Raw genomic sequence first — 15404 nt, forward strand, 5'->3', positions numbered from 1 at the left:
GGGTCAGTTCGAGCGGCCGATCCGGGCCAGCACGCCGTGGATGAACGAGCCCGACTCATCGGTCGAGAATTCCTTGGCCAGCTCGACGGCCTCGTCGATGGCAACGGCGGTGGGGACCTCGTCGTTGTACAGGATCTCCCAGGCACCGATGCGCAGCAGTGCGCGATCGACTGCCGGCATCCGTTCCAGGGACCAGTCCTTCGCGAAGGTGGTGATCTGCTCGTCGATCTCGCCCTGGTTGTCGATCACGCCGTCGACGATCTCGCGCGCATACAGCCACGACGCCTCGCGGGCGGGTTCGGTGGCCGCGCGCTTGGCTTCGGCGGCGAGGATCGTCGGGATCTGCTCGCCGCGGATGTCGGATTGGAACAGAATGTCCATCGCGCGGCGGCGCGCCTTGGTGCGTGCGCTCATTGTGTGCGAAGACCCGAGGTCAATTCACGCGGCCGAGGTAGTCGCCCGTGCGGGTGTCGACCTTGACCTTCGTGCCGGTCTCGAGGAACAGCGGCACCTGGATCTCGTAGCCGGTCTCGACAGTGGCACCCTTCGTGCCCGCCGAGGAGCGGTCGCCCTGCAGGCCCGGTTCGGTGTAGGTGATCTCGAGCACGACCGAGGCCGGCAGTTCGACGTGCAGCGGGTTGCCGTCGTGCAGCGCGATGGTGACTGCCTGGTTCTCGAGCATGAAGTTCTTCGCGTCGCCGACGACGACGGCCGGCACCGTGATCTGGTCGTAGTCGGCGGTGTCCATGAACACGAACCCGTCGCCGTCGCTGTACAGGTAGGTGAAATCGCGACGGTCGACGTTCTCGATCTCGACCTTCGACCCGGCGTTGAAGGTCTTGTCGTTCGTCTTGCCGGTGACGACGTTCTTGAGCTTGGTGCGCACGAACGCGCCGCCCTTGCCGGGCTTGACGTGCTGGAACTCCACGACGCTCCAGAGCTGGCCGTCGAGGTTGAGGACGACGCCGTTGCGGATGTCTGCGGTGGATGCCATAGGACTCGTGTTCCGTTTCGTTCGGGGTTCGCGCGTTCGGTCGGCGCGCACACGTGTTGGGTCGCCGTGCGTGGCCGACAGTCGATTCTACGGGAAGACCAGCCCATCACGCGTTCAGGTGCGCACCAGCGGCAAGAAGACTTCGTCGACGATGGCCACGATTTCCTCATCCGGCAGGGGCGCTGCCGTCATCAGCAGGTCGTGACGGAACAGATCGGATGCCACCGACCGCACCCGCCGAGTCAGTCGCTGCGGATCGACCTCGCCGCGTGCGACGGCGCGATTCAAGATGGTCTCCATCGAGGTCCCGGCCCGTTCGCCGAAGGCGCGTCGGCGCACATCGGCGAAGGTGCGCCCGGACTCCGCGTAGTACGCCCCCATGAAGACGCTCAGCAGCGGGGCGATGGCGCTGCGTGCGAGGTTGGAGCTGCGCAGCATCGCCAGCAGATCGCCACGCAGACTGCCGGTATCGGGCGTCTCGACACGGCCCTGATTGAGCCCGAACGCGAGGGTGGCATCCATCAGCTCACCCCGATCGGGCCAGCGCCGATAGATCACCGAGCGGCTGGTCTGCGCGCGGTCGGCCACGGCATCGATCGTGAAGCCCGGATAGCCACCCTCGAGAAGCTGATCCCAAGCGGCCTGGAGAATCGCGCGCTCTAATTCTTCGCCACGTCTCCTCCGAGCCGGAGCATCCTCTTCAAGGGTCATTTGTGTATCTTATCGGATCGGCGTACACTCACTCCCGTAGATACAGCCGTGTATCTTAGAAGGAGTCCCGATGTCCTCATCCTCGCCCGCTCCGGCGATCCCCCGCGCTGCGATCGTCACCACGATCTGTCTTCTGGTCGGTGGCCTCGCCGTCATCTTCGACAGCACGATCGTCAGCATCGCGCTGAAGACCCTCGCTACCGATCTCGACGTGTCGGTGAGCGTCATCCAGTGGGTCAGTACTGCGTATCTGCTTGCGCTGGGCGTGACGATTCCGCTCGTGGGCTGGGCACAGGCCCGCTTGGGCGGCAAGCGGGTCTGGATGATCGCTCTGACGATCTTCTTGGTCGCATCGATCGCGTGCTCGCTGTCGTGGAGCGCGGGCAGCCTCATCGCCTTCCGCGTGTTGCAGGGCATCGGTGGCGGTCTCATGATGCCGCTGATGGCGACGCTGGCGATTCAGCAGGTGCCCCGTGGCGCCTCGCTCGGCCGCCTCATGGCGATGGTGAGCCTGCCGGCCGCTCTGGGACCCATCCTCGGGCCCACCATCGGCGGCATCATCCTCAACTCGCTCGACTGGCGCTGGATGTTCTGGGTCAACGTGCCGTTCTGCCTGGTCGGCCTGCTGCTGGCGTGGAAGTTCATCCCACGGGATGCCCCCTCGGGGCGCGCGCGTCTGGACCTCGTGGGGCTGCTGTTGGCATCGCCCGGAATCGTCGGGGTGCTGTATGGGATGTCGCGGGTCAGCGAAGACGGCGGATTCGCACGCCTCGACGTGTGGCTGCCCGCGCTCGTCGGCATCGGTCTTCTCGCGCTGTTCGCCTGGTGGGCGGCACGGCGCCCTTCGACGGCACTCATCGACGTGAGTCTGCTCAAGCGCCGCCCCGTTGCCTCTTCGTCGCTCGTGCTGTTCCTGTCGGGCGCATCACTGTACGGCGGCATGCTGCTGCTTCCGCTCTTCTTCCAGATTCTGCACGGGTCGGATGTCCTCACCGCAGGATTGCTGATGATTCCGCAGGGCGTCGGTGCGCTCCTCAGTCGATTCCTCGCCGGAAAGCTGACCGATGAGATCGGAGCCCGGACTGTCGCCATCGCGGGGTTCGTCGTCATGGGGATCGCGACGATCCCGTTCGCACTGGCAGACGCAACGACGAGCATCTGGTGGCTCATGGCAGTGCTGCTGGTGCGGGGTCTGGGCACCGGTGCCGTGATGATTCCGGTCATGACGGTCGCCTATGTCGGTCTTGAGCACGCCGAGATCCCGCACGCCAGTCTGCTCACCCGCCTGGCACAGCAAGTCGGTGGCGCGTTCGGTACGGCGCTGCTGGCCGTGATCCTGCAGACCGCCGTGGGTTCGAGCACGTCGCTGGCCGACCTGGCCCAGGGCTTCGACGTCGCCTTCTGGTGGGCCGTCGGCTTCACCGTGGTCGCCATCGGGGTCTGCTTCGCGCTCCCCTCGCGCCCGGTGGTTGCCGCACCGGCTCCGCAGCCGGCGCAGAAAGCAGCCTGATCGCCGCGGCCGCGCTTGTCTTCGATGGGGCGTGCTGGGGGCTCTCAGCCCTCGGCACGCCCCGCGATGATCTCGACGAGCAGGTCGACCGCTGTCGCGTAGCCGGCCACGCCCTCACCGATCACGTGCACCGCGGCGACATCGGCCACATACGAGAAGCGACGGAACTCTTCGCGCGCGTTCACGTCAGAAATATGCACTTCGGCAACGGGCAGCGCCACGCCCGAGAGCGCATCGCGCAGGATCACCGAGGTGTGCGTCAGGCCCCCGGGGTTGATGACGATGCCGGCGCACTCGGTGCGCGCCGCGTGAATGGCGTCGATCAGCACGCCTTCGTGGTTGCTCTGCACAGCGCGTACGTCGAAGCCGTGCTGGGCTGCGGCATCCGCCGTGATCCGCTCGACATCCCCCAGGGTCGCGGTGCCGTATATCTCGGGCTCGCGCACCCCCAACAGGTTGAGGTTCGGGCCGTTCACGAGCAGCAGGCGGCGCGGTGCGGTCATCCGTTCACCCTATCGCCGGGGTGCGAACCGTTGCGCGAGCGCACCGCTGGCGCACCTGCGTTGTACGGTCATCCGTTCGCCCTATCGCCGGGGTGCGAACCGTTGCGCGAGCGCGCCACTGGCGTACCTGCGTTGTGCGGTCATCCGTTCGCCCTATCGCCGGGGCGCGAACCGGTGCGCGAGCGCACCGCTGGCGCACCTGCGCGGTGCCGCGCGTGCGCGTGCAGCGCTCGTCGTCAGCTGCTCGTCGTGTGCTCCCCGACGCGAATCGCCGCGCAGTCGATCGCGCTCCGGCCGCTTGTGATACCAAGACCCGCTCGAGGGGATCGGATCGACACTGCGAAAAAGCATCTTCATCGTTGGGGTCTCGGGGCGCGCGTGCACATCGAGATGTGCGGGATGCCGGCGGCCGGCGCGATCACGGAACACGTCGACGGGCATCGGCGTGACCTCGTCGCCTGCCTCATCGACGATGACCAGTCGAAGCCCGGCGGCTTCGAGGATGCGCGAGAACGCGCGTACCCGAATGTCGCCTCCGTTCTCGACGCGCGTGATCGCCGCCTGGCTCACGCCGAGAGCCTTCGCCAGGTCTCGTTGGCTGAGATCGCCAAGTCGTCGTACGCGGCGCACATACCCGGAGATGTCGAGAGCTTCCGTCGTGGATGTCGGTGCCATGACGACATGTTGCCGTCGACCACCGACATCGCCTCGTAGGCCAGGCCACTCGGCGTGACCAGCAGTCGCTTGCGGCCTGACCAGCAGCCGCTTGCGCGTGACCAGCAGTCGCTTGCGCGTGACCAGCAGCCGCTTGCGCCTGACCAGCAACCGCTTGCGCGTGACCAGCAGCCGCTGGCGGCATGACCAACGGGCTTTGCGGGGCTCCGCGCGCCGCCGGGATCTTCGCGGCGCGTGTCTCCTGCTCGGGTCGGGTCTCCCGCGCCTCCCCCGCGAACGTTCACCATCTGAACCACTGGGCGGTTCAGATGGTGAGCGTTCAGGAAGGTGGACGCGGCGGCCGGATGAGGCGGCCGACAACCGGGGGAAGAGACTCAGGCACGTGCCCACTCGACACCGCACCGTGGGGACGGCCTCTTCGCCGTTCGCAGACGTGGCTGCTCGCGCCAGGCCAGAAGTCGTCTTCCCGGACGCGCTCCTGCTTCGGCGTGGACAGGAACGCTAGTGGACAGGAACGCTAGTGGACAGGAACGCTAGTGGACAGGAACCCTATGTGTGCGGCGGGATCTCGCTCACCGGCTGGATCCGCGAGTCACGCACCTGCTCCCGCTCCCGCTTCGGCCGCACGTATCCGCCGCACCGCGACCGCGGTCACTCCCCGATCTCCTGGAACGCCGCGAACAGCAGCGACTCGTCGGGCGCCTGCATGACGGTAGGGCGTGCGATGTCGTCGAGCACGACGAAGCGCAGCATGTCGCCGCGCGCCTTCTTGTCGCGGCGCATCGTCGACAACAGCGTCTTCCACGCGTTCGCACGGTAGGTCGTGGGCAGCCCCAGCGAGGTGAGGATGTCGCGGTGCCGGTCGACGACGTCGTCGGAGAGTCGCCCGGCCAGCCGGGAGAGCTCTGCGGCGTACATCATCCCCACACTCACGGCCGCTCCATGACGCCACTGATAGCGCTCGGCATACTCGATCGCGTGACCGAGGGTGTGCCCGTAGTTGAGCACCTCGCGCAAGCCCGATTCGCGCAGGTCTTTGCCCACGACGTCTGCCTTCATCCGGATCGCCAGTTCCACGCAGCGGCTGAACGCCTCCGACCGCGGATCCACGGCGGCTGCGGCATCCTTCTCCACGAGCTCGAGGATCTCGGGGTACCAGATGAACCCGGCCTTGACGACTTCGGCGAACCCGGCCACGCGTTCGTTTTCCGACAGCGAATCCAGCAGCTCGAAGTCACACACCACCGCGCGCGGCGGCCAGAACGCACCCACGAGGTTCTTACCCTCGTTCGTGTTGATCCCCGTCTTGCCGCCGATCCCGGCGTCGACCATCGCCAGCACCGACGTGGGCAGCTGCACGATGTCGACCCCGCGCAGCCACGTCGCCGCGACGAACCCCGCGAGGTCGGTGACCGCTCCCCCGCCGAATCCGATGACGGCATCGGTGCGCGTGAAGTCAGCCTGTCCCATGATCTGCCAGCAGAACGCCGCGACCTCAACGCGCTTGCCCGCCTCGGCGTCGGGGATCTCTGCCAACAGCACCTGCCGGTCGGGGCCCGACAACGCGTCGCGCAGCTGTGAGGCGGCGGTGGCCAGCGCGGGCTGATGCACCACGAGGATCTTGCGCGCCGCGGGCGGCAGCGCCCCTTCCACGGTGTCCAGAAGGATGCCGCGGCCTACCGTGATGTCGTAGGGCCGGCTTCCCTCGACGCTGATCGTGGTCGTCTCGCTCATTCCGTTCCCTTCTGTGCATTCTCTGCGTCAGCCCATTGCTCTTCGACCCAGCCGGCGACGCGATCGACGATGTCGCGGATGTGACCGACAGACGTGTCTATCGTGATGTCAGCCAGCTCGGCATACAGCCGGCCACGTTCCTCGGCGACGCGCTGCCACGACTGCAGGGCGTCTTCGCCCTGCAGCAGCGGCCGGGTGGTTCCGCGGATGCGACCGGCGACGGTCGCCGGGTCGACGGTCAGCAGCACGACCGGATGGTGGGTGAGATCGGCCTGAGTGTCCGGGTGGAGCACGGCACCGCCCCCGACCGCGACGATCCCGTCGGTGGCCAGCGCTTCGCGCACCGCCTCGCGTTCAAGCTCGCGAAAGTGCGGTTCGCCTTGGCTGGCGAAGATCTTCGGGATCGGCCCGTGTGCCCGCGCGATGGCGATGTCGGTATCGAAGAACGGCGCGTGCAGGGCCTTGGCCGCCTTGCGACCGATCGAGGTCTTGCCCGCCCCCATCGGCCCGATGAGAACGACGGCGGGCCGGGTCATAGCTCCTGCAGCGCCACGTCGCCCAGCGACCGGTCGCTGGATGACGCGGTGTGCAGCGCCTCGGGAATGCCCGCAAGGTAGCCGTCGAGGTTGCGTCGCACCTCGGCGACGCTGTCGCCGCCGAACTTCTCCAAGACCGACTCGGCCAGCACTATCGCGACCATGGCCTCAGCCACGACGCCGGCCGCCGGCACCGCGCAGACATCGGAACGCTGGTGATGCGCTCCCGCAGCCTCGCCGGTGGCGACGTCCACCGTGCGCAGCGAGTGCGGAACCGTGGCGATCGGCTTCATGCCCGCGCGCACTCGCAGAATCGTGCCCGTCGACATGCCGCCCTCGGTGCCGCCGGCGCGATCGCTGGCCCGGGCGATGCCGCCGTCGGTCGCGAACAACTCGTCGTGCGCTGCCGAGCCGCGACGGCGGGTGGTCTCGAATCCGTCACCGACTTCGACGCCCTTGATGGCCTGGATGCTCATCAGTGCCTGGGCGAGCCGGCCGTCCAAGCGGCGGTCCCACTGCACATGCGAGCCCAGCCCAGGCGGGAGTCCGTAGGCGAGCACTTCGACGATGCCGCCCAGCGTGTCGCCGTCCTTGCGTGCGGCATCCACCTCTGTCACCATGCGGGCGCTGGTAGCCGCGTCGAAGCAGCGCAGCGGATCAGCATCCAGTGCCGCGACGTCATCGGGCGTAGGCACCGGGGCATCGACGGGCGTGTGCACCGGGCCGATGGCAAGGGTGTGGCTGACCAGTCGAATGCCGAGCTCAGACAAAAACGCACGGGCGATGGCACCCAGGGCGACGCGAGCCGCGGTCTCGCGGGCGCTGGCCCGCTCGAGGATCGGCCGAGCCTCATCGAATCCGTACTTCTGCATGCCGACGAGATCGGCGTGACCGGGGCGCGGACGGGTCAGCGGCGCGCCGCGCCCGCGTGAGCGATCGGTGAGCTCGACGGGCTCGGCGCTCATCACCTCGGTCCACTTCGGCCACTCGGTGTTGCCGATGCGCAACGCGATCGGGCTGCCCAGGCTCAACCCGAACCGCACACCCGCCGAGATTGTCAGCTCGTCTTCTTCGAACTTCATCCTCGATCCGCGGCCATAACCGAGCTTGCGCCGGGCAAGATCTTGCTGGATCGCGGCGCGCGAGACGGGAACGCCGGCGGGCAGTCCCTCCATGAGGGCGACGAGTTCGGGGCCGTGCGATTCGCCGGCCGTAAGCACGCGGAGCATTGCTCCAGTCTCCCACGTCGCGCGCGAGGCTCAGGCCTCCGTGACGGCTGCGTGCATCGAGGCCAGCACGGTGGCCTCGGCGGGAAGAGGCTCTTCATCCGAACCGGTGAGGAACACCCGCACCTGCCTCAGCGCCTGCTGCACCAGCATCCCGATGCCTGGCACCGCGCGTGCACCTCGACACTGCCATGCCTGCGCGAGGGCCGTGGGCCAGTGCCCGTAGACGACGTCATAAAGCAGGCCGCCGTCGGCGGCCAGGGCGTCAGCCACCGATGGGGAAAGGTCGACCCCGCCGGGCAGCGTGGCGATCGTCAACGCAACGGGCCGGCCGTCGTGCCCGTCAAGGCCGACGGTGTGCACCCGCACGCCCAGGCGCCGGCCGAGCTCGACGAGCGCCTGTGCAGCCTCGGGGCGACGGGCTGCGACCTCGACCTCGTCCACGCCGAGGATCTCCAGTGCGAGCAGCGCCGAGGTCGCCGTCGCACCTGACCCCACGATGCGCGCCCGCTCTGCGTGGGGCACCCCCTGATCGGCGATGTCGGCGGCGATCCCGGCCACATCGGTGTTGAAGCCGTGCGGTCCCCCCTCGGTCAGCAGCAACGTGTTGACCGCACCCGACAGCTCACCGTGCCGGTTTCGGGTGACGGCCGCCTCGAACGCGAGGGCCTTGAGCGGCATCGTGAGCGACAGGCCGCGCAACGTGCCTCCGAGTGCGGCGAACTCACCGGAGAAGGATGCTTCGCTGACCCGGCGGCGCCCATACGACCAGTCCAGGCCGAGTTCTCGGTAGGCCGCCGCATGCAGCCGGGGAGACAGACTGTGATCGATGGGATCGCCCCAGACCTCCAGCTCGCGGCCGCCGCTCAGCATCCCGAGTCCGGGTGATCCGTGCACCACGCCTGCATCTTCTTGATGGCCGCCTGCTGCTGGGCATAGGTCGTGCTGAACACGGTCTCGCCGGTGTCCATGTTCACCGTGACGAAGTAGAGCCAGGGGCCGTCGGCGGGGTGCATCGCCGCGTCGATAGCGGTGTCTCCGGGATTTGCGATGGGCCCGGCGGGCAGCCCGGCGTGCACATATGTGTTCCATGGATTGTCGTCGTCCAGCGCCGCCTGCGACGAGCTGGCGGTGCCGTCGTGCATCTCGCCGTAGCCGTACTGCGCCGTCGAGTCCATCTGCAGCTTGCCGAATGTCTCTTGGTTGGACGGATCGAGTCGATTCTCGATCACGCGCGAGACCTTGTAGAAGTCGTCGACCTCGCGCGCCTCGCGTTGGATGATCGACGCGATGGTGAGAATGCGCTGCCGGTCGGCCTCGGGCACTCCGGCGTCGTCGAGCGACTGCACGGTGCGATCCACCATCGTCTTGATGATGTCTTTCGCCGTCGCGTCGGGCGCGAAGGTGTACATCGCCGGGAACAGCCAGCCCTCCAGGCTGTCGGCTTTCACGCCGTAGTCGCTGGGCTTCTTCACCGCCGCGTCGAAGTCGGCCCGCGGGATCTTCAGGGCGTCGGAGAGGCGGCCGAGAATGTCGTCTTCGGTGAGCCCCTCGGGCAGCAGCGCAGAGTTCTCCTGCTTGCTCGACGGGTCCAGCAGTGTCTTCAGCGCGGCGGAGGCGGTCATCTCCTGCTGCAGCTTGTACACGCCGGGGTAGAACGTGGGGTTCGCTCCCGACGAGATGAGCATGTCGTAGAACACCGACGGCGTCTTCGTGACCCCGGCCGCAGCCAGCGACCGGGAGATGACCGCGCCGCTGTCGCCGGACTGGATCGTCACGAGCGCCTCGCCGTGCGCGAGGCCTGCCTCGTAGTCCTTCGGCTCCTCCCAGCCCATGATGCTGCGGATCTGCGGCTCGTAAGTGTGCCAGACATACAGTCCGCCCGCGCCGATGCCGCCGAGCACCACCACCACGATCGCGAGGCCGATGAACCGGCCGCGGCGCTTCTGCCGCTTCGTCTTCTTCTGTGGCACCGCACCGAGCGCTTCGGTCGTGGTCTCTCCGGTGAACAGGTCTTCGAGCGCCGGAACGGCATGACCGCGCGGATGATGCGAACGATGATGGCCGGATGCCGCTGGTCGCGGCGCCTCGTGCGCCGGCACGGCCGGCTGCGCAGCCGGGGCGGGGGTCTGTGCCGAGGGTGCCGGGGTCTGCGCTACGGGCACTGCGGGTATGCCGGGCGCGGGCACCGCCTGTGTGACCGGCGCCGGCGCGTCACCGGCTGCCGCTGCTTCGCCGGATGCCGCAGCTTCGCGGGCCGCCGCTGCTTCGCGGGCCGCGAGTTCGCGGGCTTCCCGCCGCGTCAATGGCGTGGTCGGGGTGGATTCACCGTCGGGGGGACGGACTTCGGGCATGTCAGGCGGGCTCCTGCGCTGGGGGACGAGTTCGCCGGCGGGTTGCCCTGTCCGCTTCTCGATGTCGAGTGCGTGTTGCAGAAACACCACCGCGGCGACCTGATCCACCATGCTACGAGATGAACGCTGAGTTCTGCCCGATTCCCGCAGCGCGTGGTGTGCGCTGACCGTGCTGAGACGTTCGTCGACCAACCGGACGGGCACATCGGATGCCGCAGCCAGCCGACCCGCGAACGCGCGCGCATCGGCTGTGGAAGGCGTGTCGTCGCCGCGCAGATTCAGCGGCAGCCCGACGATGATCTCGATCGCCTCGTACTCGGCCGAAAGCGCCACGATCCGCTCGATCGGCGTGCCCGTGCGCGCGACGGTCTCCAGCGGAACGGCCAGCAGCCCGTCGGGGTCGCTGCGGGCGACCCCGACGCGGACCTTTCCGACGTCGACGGCCAATCGCACCCCGCGGAGGGCGTCGGTCACGCGGTCTCCAGAGCCGTTCGCACCCCGCGCAGCGCGTCGGGCAGTGCCGCGACATCCGTTCCGCCGCCCTGTGCGACGTCGTCGCGCCCGCCGCCACCGCCGCCGAGGATTCCCGCGGCGACCTTGGCGAGAGCACCGGCTCGGGCGCCGGCGGCGCGTGCCGCCTCGTTCGTGGCGACGACCACGACGGGGCGCCCCTTCACCTCGGCGCCCAGTGCGACCACGGCGGCCTCGGAGCCCAGCCGGTCGCGCACCTGCAGGGCCAGCGAGCGCGCGTCGTCGCCCGACGCCGCGACCCCGAGCGACTCGGCGACCACACGGAAGGCGCCGATGCGGGCAGCACCGTCGGCGAGTGTGGGAACGCGGTCGGCAAGTGCGCGCGCCTCGAACGCGGCGATCTTCTTCTCGGCGGCCTTCAGGTTCGCCGACAGCTCGGCCACCCGGGCGGCCAGCTGATCACGCGGAGTCTTCAGCGCGCTGGTCAGCTGCGATACGAGTGCGCGCTCCGCGGTCAGCTCGCGGAAGGCATCCTGCCCCACGAGCGCCTCGACACGACGGTTGGATGCCCCGACCGACGATTCGCCGATGAGGCTTATCACGCCCACTTCGGCGGAGGTGGCCACGTGCGTGCCTCCGCAGAGTTCGCGAGACCAGGGCCCACCGATGTCGACCATGCGGACGGTGTCGCCATACTTCTCGCCGAACAGCGCCATGGCGCCCAGTTGCTTGGCTTCGGCCAGCGGCAGCACACGCGTGGACACCTCGAGGTTGTCGCGCACGGCGTTGTTGGCGATCTCTTCGATCTCGCTCTTGGTGGCATCAGACAGCGCCTGCCCCCACGAGAAGTCGAAGCGCAGATACCCGGCGCGGTTCAACGAGCCCGCCTGCGTGGCCGTTCGGCCCAGCGTGTCGCGCAGCGCCGCGTGAACCAGGTGGGTCGCAGAGTGCGCCTGTGCCGCAGAACGCCGGTTCGCGGCATCCACGACCGTCGTCGCCGGCTGCCCCACGCCCACCTCGCCCTGGGTCACCTCGACGGTGTGGCTGACCAGCCCCGGCACCGGCCGCTGCACGTCGAGCACGTCGAGCTCGTAGCCCGGTCCGACGATCATGCCCTTGTCGGCGACCTGGCCGCCGCTCTCGGCGTACAGGGCCGTCTCAGCCAGGATCACTTCGGCGATCTGCCCCTGCACGGCCTGCTGCGCCGGCAGTCCGTCCACGAGAATGCCGAGCACCCGCGACGACGTCTCCAAGTCGGTATAGCCGGTGAAGACGGTCTCGCCCTGCGCGCGGAACTCGCGATACACGCTCTGGTCGGCGATCGCGCGCTTGCGCGATCGGGCGTCGGCCTTGGCCCGTGCCTTCTGCTCCTGCATGAGGGTGTCGAAGGCGGGGCGGTCGACGTCAAGCCCTGCCTCTTGGGCGACCTCGAAGGTGAGATCGATGGGAAAGCCGTAGGTGTCGTGCAGCAGGAAGGCCTCGGAGCCGCTCAGTGCGGGTTTGCCGGCCTTCTTCGTCTCGTCCAGGGCCAGATCGAGGATCGTCGAGCCTGCCGCCAGCGTGCGCAAGAAGGTCTGCTCCTCGGCGAAGGCGTACTGCGAGATGCGCGTCCAGTCGTCGGCGACCACCGGGTAGGCGGTCTTCATCGCGTCGCGCGAGGCGGTGAAAAGCTCCGGGAAGGTGGGCTCGTCCACGCCCAGCAGGCGCATCGCGCGCACCGTGCGACGCATCAGACGGCGCAGGATGTAGCCGCGGCCCTCATTGGACGGCGTGACGCCGTCGGAGAGCAGCATGAGCGACGAGCGCACGTGGTCGGCGACCACGCGGAAACGCACGTCGTCACCGTGCTCGGCGCCGTAACGGCGACCTGAGAGATCGACGGCACGGTCCAGCACCGGGCGAACCTGATCGATCTCGTACATGTTCTCAACGCCCTGCTTGATGAAGGCGACGCGCTCCAGGCCCATGCCCGTGTCGATGTTCTTCCGCGGCAGCGGTGCGACGACATCGAAGTCGGTCTTGGACCGCACGTTGGTGATCTGCTCCTGCATGAACACGAGGTTCCAGATCTCGGTGAACCGGCTGTCGTCGACTGCCGGCCCCCCGTCGCGGCCGTAGGCGGGACCGCGATCGAAGTAGATTTCCGAGCAGGGGCCACCGGGCCCGGGCTGGCCGGTGTGCCAGTAGTTGTCTTCCTTGCCCATGCGCTGGATGCGCTCTTCGGGCAGGCCGGCGATCTTCTTCCAGAGCGCCGCGGCCTCGTCGTCGTCCTCATAGACGGTGACCCACAGATCGCGCTCGGCAAAGCCCAGGCCGCCGTCGGCCTCGGCGGAGGTCAGCAGCTCCCACGCGTAGCCGATCGCTCCCTCTTTGAAATAGTCGCCGAACGACCAGTTGCCCAGCATCTGGAAGAAGGTGCCATGGCGGGCAGTGTGGCCGACCTCTTCGATGTCGAGCGTGCGGATGCACTTCTGCACGTCGGCGGCGCGTGCGTAGGGCGCCGGGACCAGGCCGTTCAGGTAGGGGATGAACGGCACCATTCCGGCAATCGTGAACAGGATCGAGGGATCGTTGCTGACCAACGATGCCGACGGGACGATGACGTGGTCGTTCTTCTCGAAGTAGTCGAGGTAGCGCTGGGCGATCTCAGCGGTCTTCATGCGCTTCTTTCTCAGGAGGATGAGCCGGCGGCGACGAGCGCGGCCGGCGGGGTCGGTGGGCCGAACTCAGGCGGACGGTTCGGATGCCCCAGCCGCGGGTGCCGCCGCGGCGACGGGTGCCGGGCCGGCCGATGCCAGCGGGCCGGCCGATGCCAGGCGAGCTTCTTGATCGCGGTAGGCGTCACCGATCCGGTCGGTGAATTCGGCGATGCGCGCATCGACGGCGGCGAGCACCTCGTGCCCGCGCGGGTCCTTGTTCATGAAGTGCGCGACCACGAATCCACCGGCGATGCCGAGCACGAACCACACCAGACTCTTCATGTCTCCACTCCTCGGCCGCGGGGCGCGGCATCCCCCTATCGTAATCGGCAGGGCGCGACACGAAAGGCCGCCGGATACGACAGAGGGCGCCGGGGATCCCCGGCGCCCTCCGCGATCACTTCTCGCGCGGCGCGATCAGCGGGCCGCGTAGTACTCGACGACCAGCTGGACCTCGCACGTGACGGGGACCTCGGCGCGCTTCGGGCGACGCACCAGGCGCGCCTGCAGCTTCTCGAGGTCGACCTCGAGGTAGCCGGGTACCGGGGGCAGCACCTCGGCGTTGCCGCCGGCGGCTGCCACCTGGAACGGCTCGGTGCCCTCGCTGCGCTCCTTGACGTGGATGACCTGGCCCGGCTTCACACGGAACGACGGGCGGTCGACGAGCTGGCCGTCGACCATGATGTGACGGTGCACGACGAACTGGCGGGCCTGCGCCGTGGTGCGGGCGAAGCCGGCGCGCAGCACGAGGGCGTCCAGACGCATCTCGAGCAGCTCGACGAGGTTCTCACCGGTCAGGCCGTCCTTGCGACGGGCCTCGTTGAACGCGATGCGCAGCTGCTTCTCGCGAATGCCGTACTGCTCACGCAGGCGCTGCTTCTCGCGCAGACGGACGGCGTAGTCGCTGTCGGCCTTGCGCTTGGTGCGCCCGTGCTCGCCGGGGCCATAGGGGCGCTTCTCGAGATAGCGCGCAGCTTTCGGGGTGAGCGCGACGCCGAGGGCGCGAGACAGACGCACCTTACGGCGATCCTGGGACTTCGTAACCACGAAGTTATCCTTCCGATGACGCGGCCGTGTCGTTCACGACTCGCGGACGTATCTCCCGCTCCTCGCCCTTCGGGACTGCACGCCGGGGCATGCCGGAAGGTCTTGGTCAGAGGAGGGGGATGCCCGAAAACTCGGTTTCGAGCCGCTCTAGCTTATCAGACGGCCCGGCATCGCCGCGGTGCCGACGCGGTGCGCCACGGGCCCCTCACGCGTGTCACACAAGATGCGGGTTCGGGATGCCGCATCCCGCACCTTCTGAGACCCCACGGCCCCGCGCGTCACAGAAGATGCGACCTCACGCCGCCACACCCACCACATCTGTGACACGCCGGCCGCTGGGCTCGGGGGCCTCGGGGTCTTCGGTGGGCTCAAGGCCGTCCGAGCACAGGTCACGGCGCGGCGGTCAAGTGCCGGCTCCGGCACGGGCCCCTCACGCGTGTCACACAAGATGCGGCTGCGGGATGCCGCATCCCGCACCCTCTGAGACCCCACGGCCCCGCGCGTCACAGAAGATGCGACCTCACGCCGCCACACCCACCACATCTGTGACACGCCGGCCGTTGGGCTCGGAGGCCTCGAGGTCTTCGGTGGGCTCGAGGCCCTCCGAGCACAGGTCCCGGCGCGGCGGTCAAGTGCCGGCTCCGGCACGGGCCCCTCACGCATGTCACACAAGATGCGGGTGCGGGATGCCGCATCCCGCACCCTCTAAGACACCACGGCCCCGCGCGTCACAGAAGATGCGACCTCACACCGCCACACCCGTCTCTTCTGTGACACGCCTGCCGTTGGGCTCGGTGGCCTCGGGGTCCGCAGTGGGCTCGAGGCCCTCCGAGCACAGGTCACGGCGCGGCGGTCAAGTGCCGGCTCCGGCACGGGCCCCTCACGCGTGTCACACAAGATGCGGGTGCGGGATGCCGCATCCCGCACCCTCTAAGACACCACGG

The 15404-nt window shown here is 68.5% G+C and carries 14 protein-coding genes; 1 reads left to right on the forward strand and 13 read right to left on the reverse strand.

Features of this window, described 5'->3' with window-relative positions:
• Positions 1–3: 3 nt before the first annotated feature.
• The 3 genes from nusB to ET475_RS15535 all read right to left on the reverse strand — a co-directional run bounded on the left by nusB (position 4) and on the right by ET475_RS15535 (position 1705).
• Positions 4–414 carry a transcription antitermination factor NusB gene (gene nusB / locus ET475_RS15525; protein ID WP_129392325.1) on the reverse strand — a complete coding sequence of 137 codons (411 nt, stop codon included), beginning with the start codon at positions 412–414 and terminating at the stop codon, positions 4–6.
• A 19-nt stretch (positions 415–433) separates the two neighbouring features.
• A complete protein-coding gene (gene efp / locus ET475_RS15530; protein WP_129392328.1) occupies positions 434–994 on the reverse strand; it encodes an elongation factor P in 561 nt (186 codons plus the stop codon).
• 114 nt (positions 995–1108) lie between these two features.
• Complete coding sequence (locus ET475_RS15535; protein WP_129392331.1) at positions 1109–1705, reverse strand: TetR/AcrR family transcriptional regulator; 597 nt, start codon at positions 1703–1705, stop codon at positions 1109–1111.
• Positions 1706–1775: 70 nt separating this feature from the next.
• Between ET475_RS15535 and ET475_RS15540 the strand changes: the two genes are divergently transcribed.
• Complete coding sequence (locus ET475_RS15540; RefSeq protein ID WP_129392334.1) at positions 1776–3215, forward strand: MDR family MFS transporter; 1440 nt, start codon at positions 1776–1778, stop codon at positions 3213–3215.
• A gap of 44 nt (positions 3216–3259) precedes the next feature.
• Here the strand turns inward: ET475_RS15540 and aroQ are convergent, their stop codons facing one another.
• From aroQ to rpsD, 10 genes are all read right to left on the reverse strand, one after another.
• Positions 3260–3718 carry a type II 3-dehydroquinate dehydratase gene (gene aroQ, locus ET475_RS15545; protein WP_129392337.1) on the reverse strand — a complete coding sequence of 153 codons (459 nt, stop codon included), beginning with the start codon at positions 3716–3718 and terminating at the stop codon, positions 3260–3262.
• 153 nt (positions 3719–3871) lie between these two features.
• Positions 3872–4393: a helix-turn-helix domain-containing protein gene (locus tag ET475_RS15550; protein ID WP_129392340.1), complete on the reverse strand. Its 522-nt coding sequence runs from the start codon at positions 4391–4393 to the stop codon at positions 3872–3874.
• Between the two features lie 651 nt (positions 4394–5044).
• Positions 5045–6127, reverse strand: coding sequence for a 3-dehydroquinate synthase (aroB, locus tag ET475_RS15555; protein ID WP_129392344.1), 1083 nt, complete (start codon positions 6125–6127; stop codon positions 5045–5047).
• The gene (locus ET475_RS15560) at positions 6124–6663 is read right to left on the reverse strand and encodes a shikimate kinase (RefSeq protein ID WP_129392347.1); all 540 of its coding nucleotides are present in this window, start codon (positions 6661–6663) and stop codon (positions 6124–6126) included. The genes aroB and ET475_RS15560 overlap by 4 nt, the downstream gene beginning before the upstream one ends.
• Positions 6660–7892 (reverse strand): chorismate synthase, encoded by a 1233-nt coding sequence (gene aroC / locus ET475_RS15565; RefSeq protein WP_129392350.1) that lies wholly within the window; start codon positions 7890–7892, stop codon positions 6660–6662. The genes ET475_RS15560 and aroC overlap by 4 nt, the downstream gene beginning before the upstream one ends.
• A 30-nt stretch (positions 7893–7922) precedes the next feature.
• Positions 7923–8789: a shikimate dehydrogenase family protein gene (locus ET475_RS15570; protein WP_340638585.1), complete on the reverse strand. Its 867-nt coding sequence runs from the start codon at positions 8787–8789 to the stop codon at positions 7923–7925.
• Positions 8756–10717, reverse strand: coding sequence for an endolytic transglycosylase MltG (gene mltG, locus ET475_RS15575; protein ID WP_242497667.1), 1962 nt, complete (start codon positions 10715–10717; stop codon positions 8756–8758). The genes ET475_RS15570 and mltG overlap by 34 nt, the downstream gene beginning before the upstream one ends.
• A complete protein-coding gene (alaS, locus tag ET475_RS15585; protein ID WP_129392353.1) occupies positions 10714–13374 on the reverse strand; it encodes an alanine--tRNA ligase in 2661 nt (886 codons plus the stop codon). The genes mltG and alaS overlap by 4 nt, the downstream gene beginning before the upstream one ends.
• A 66-nt stretch (positions 13375–13440) precedes the next feature.
• Positions 13441–13695 carry an ATPase gene (locus ET475_RS15590; protein ID WP_129392356.1) on the reverse strand — a complete coding sequence of 85 codons (255 nt, stop codon included), beginning with the start codon at positions 13693–13695 and terminating at the stop codon, positions 13441–13443.
• Between the two features lie 135 nt (positions 13696–13830).
• Complete coding sequence (gene rpsD / locus ET475_RS15595) at positions 13831–14460, reverse strand: 30S ribosomal protein S4 (RefSeq protein ID WP_129392359.1); 630 nt, start codon at positions 14458–14460, stop codon at positions 13831–13833.
• Between the last annotated feature and the right edge of the window lie 944 nt (positions 14461–15404).

Source organism: Microbacterium protaetiae (assembly GCF_004135285.1).
Classification (GTDB): domain Bacteria; phylum Actinomycetota; class Actinomycetes; order Actinomycetales; family Microbacteriaceae; genus Microbacterium; species Microbacterium protaetiae.

Excerpts from the sequence above, each read along its gene's own strand:
- nusB (WP_129392325.1), bottom strand. The coding sequence starts at position 414 with ATGAGCGCACGCACCAAGGCGCGCCGCCGCGCGATGGACATTCTGTTC.
- efp (WP_129392328.1), bottom strand. The coding sequence starts at position 994 with ATGGCATCCACCGCAGACATCCGCAACGGCGTCGTCCTCAACCTCGAC.
- ET475_RS15535 (WP_129392331.1), bottom strand. The coding sequence starts at position 1,705 with ATGACCCTTGAAGAGGATGCTCCGGCTCGGAGGAGACGTGGCGAAGAA.
- ET475_RS15540 (WP_129392334.1), top strand. The coding sequence starts at position 1,776 with ATGTCCTCATCCTCGCCCGCTCCGGCGATCCCCCGCGCTGCGATCGTC.
- aroQ (WP_129392337.1), bottom strand. The coding sequence starts at position 3,718 with ATGACCGCACCGCGCCGCCTGCTGCTCGTGAACGGCCCGAACCTCAAC.
- ET475_RS15550 (WP_129392340.1), bottom strand. The coding sequence starts at position 4,393 with ATGGCACCGACATCCACGACGGAAGCTCTCGACATCTCCGGGTATGTG.
- aroB (WP_129392344.1), bottom strand. The coding sequence starts at position 6,127 with ATGAGCGAGACGACCACGATCAGCGTCGAGGGAAGCCGGCCCTACGAC.
- ET475_RS15560 (WP_129392347.1), bottom strand. The coding sequence starts at position 6,663 with ATGACCCGGCCCGCCGTCGTTCTCATCGGGCCGATGGGGGCGGGCAAG.
- aroC (WP_129392350.1), bottom strand. The coding sequence starts at position 7,892 with ATGCTCCGCGTGCTTACGGCCGGCGAATCGCACGGCCCCGAACTCGTC.
- alaS (WP_129392353.1), bottom strand. The coding sequence starts at position 13,374 with ATGAAGACCGCTGAGATCGCCCAGCGCTACCTCGACTACTTCGAGAAG.
- ET475_RS15590 (WP_129392356.1), bottom strand. The coding sequence starts at position 13,695 with ATGAAGAGTCTGGTGTGGTTCGTGCTCGGCATCGCCGGTGGATTCGTG.